The 2324-nt window shown below is 30.6% G+C and carries 1 protein-coding gene and 1 pseudogene; both read left to right on the top strand.

Annotated elements, in window-relative coordinates:
* The coding region (locus tag HCCG_RS10840; protein WP_002957592.1) for an alpha/beta hydrolase family protein at positions 1-1367 on the top strand (1367 nt) is incomplete at its 5' end.
* Positions 1368-2324, top strand: a pseudogene (locus HCCG_RS10835) (lipase); the annotation flags it as partial.

Below are 2324 nucleotides of genomic sequence, written 5' to 3'. Positions count from 1 at the left end.
TTACCTACCACCTCTCCCCTCGCACTAAATATTTCACTTCTCGCTTTGAGATACTCCATCATCAACTTAATACTTCTATGAGTGGATATTCTCACACACTCTTTAAAGACCATTTAGCTAAAGATTCTAAAGACACTTATCTTTTAGCCTTTCGCGGCACAGAAATAAGAGGGGCAGAACTTTTTAAAGATATAGTTTTAACTGATGGCTCTATTGCTATTGGAGTTGCTATCCCTCAAATCATTTCTTTAGTAAAATTTAAAAAAGAAGTCTTAAAAACTATTGAAAAAGATATAAAGGATTCTATCTATAAGCTTAATGTAGTAGGGCATTCTTTAGGAGGACATCTTGCACAAGCCTTTTGTCTATGCCACAAAACAGAAGCTATCCATAAACTCTATACTTTTAATGCGCCGGGATTTGGAGGAATACTAGCTAGTCTTTTAAATATTGCCATAAGAGTTATAAGGCTTGTAGGCAAACTCATTGTCAAATGTGCAAAAAAACTTTTTAATCTTTTAGGCTTTACAAGAAAAATAATTGATAAATGTGTCCATACTTGTAATCCCAATGATACTTTAGAAAATTATACAGAATATGCAGATACACTTAAACAAGAAATAGGAGAAGAGGAGATTGAGAATCTCGCGATAAATGCGAAAAAACTCTCTAAAGCACAAACAAAAATAGAAGTGCATCATATAGAAACTATAAAAAATCCTCTACCTAAAGAAGAATCTTTTGCAAGAGAATGGAAACAAACCCTAGAACCCTCAATATCTGTGATTTCTGATTTAGGATATAAGTATGGATTAAATATTATAGATAAACTAGATTATAAAAACACACAAAGGCTACATTTACTCTATGTAGGAGAGCTAGAAACAAGTTATGTAGCGACAAGTCATTTCTTGGAAAGTATCTTACAAATATTGTATTTTTATAATTATCTCCTGCAATCCCCAAGTAATCAAGCCAAAATACAACTTAGCCAAAGTATAGAAAAAGCACTAGATTATCTTAACTCCTATTCTAAACTTCTTATGGAATTGATATATGGCAACAAGCTTATAACAAATGCAACAACTATTACAAAGACAAGCAAAAATGATAACTATCTTAGTGTGTATCAACAAGAAATTTTACATATTTTTGTTCATAATCCTAAAAAAATGGCACAAAGATATGAATACGATTTCAATGGAAAAAGTGAAGTGATACAAATGGAGGATATAAAAAAGAGAGTTATAAAGAAAGAGCTAAGCAAAAATGATACAATGAATACCTTTTTACTTTTACTTGCTCTTGAGATTTATACTAAAATAATAGATAAAAATGATATGAAATGTTTGCTAAAAGGAGCATAAATGAATAAATACAGAACGCTCTATAAAGCCTTACCTTTTTGCATAGAAGACAAAGAAAATCAAGATATATTAGAAAAAGAAAATATCTATAAAACTTATACTTATAAATCCAATTTTGCCAATATTGTCTTATCTGATGATAACGAAGAATTTTTCAATGCTAAAGAAAAACAAATAATTAATTTACTTTATGATGAAGAATGCAAAAGCTTGTATCTTGCTAATCAAAATAGTGAAATACAGGCTACATTTAACCCTATGAGCTCTACCATTTATATAGATACACAAACAAAAGAGTTATATCTCTTTGCCAACGATAAAGATTTCATAGATTGTGATACAATCTATGAACAAATCAAACAAGAATTGAAACTACAAGAAAGCATAGAGGAATTACAATCCTATAAGCCCTCTCTCTTTTTTTATTCCACCCTCCTACTAGGTTCATCTGAAATAGAAACTAATCCCTTTTTCTTTGGTCAATTAGATAAAGACAATACCATTAAACAAGATACACCAACTTATCACTTCTCCCCCAAAGATGAAGAAAATAATCTAGGCACACTTACTATCTTTTTAAACTCTTGCACTCTTACTCTTTTAAACTACTCTCTCTTAGATTCTACTCTAAATATTAAACTCACATTAACAAACAAAGAATCTAAAGAAAAACAAGATAAAGCTATCATACAAAGAGAACAAAAACAACACAAAGAACAATTAAAACCTTTAAGCACTGCTATGCTTCACCCAATTCTAGAAGATGATGAAATCAAATGTCCTCATAATGGAGTAGTGCAGTTACAATCTAATAAGGGTAAAAGTATTACAGATAAGAATATCCCTTTTATTTTAGAAACTGATTTATTATATAGCTCTATTGTAGGTTGTCCTAATCCTCCTATAAGTGGAGGACCTTGCACACAAGTAGCACTCATACTTCCTAGTGCTAGAGGA

Origin of the sequence: Helicobacter cinaedi CCUG 18818 = ATCC BAA-847 (genome assembly GCF_000155475.1) — a bacterium.
GTDB classification, from domain to species: Bacteria; Campylobacterota; Campylobacteria; order Campylobacterales; family Helicobacteraceae; genus Helicobacter_C; species Helicobacter_C cinaedi.
The sequence above is the reverse complement of the archived record's forward strand: the minus strand, read 5'-3'. Positions and strand labels throughout refer to the sequence as shown.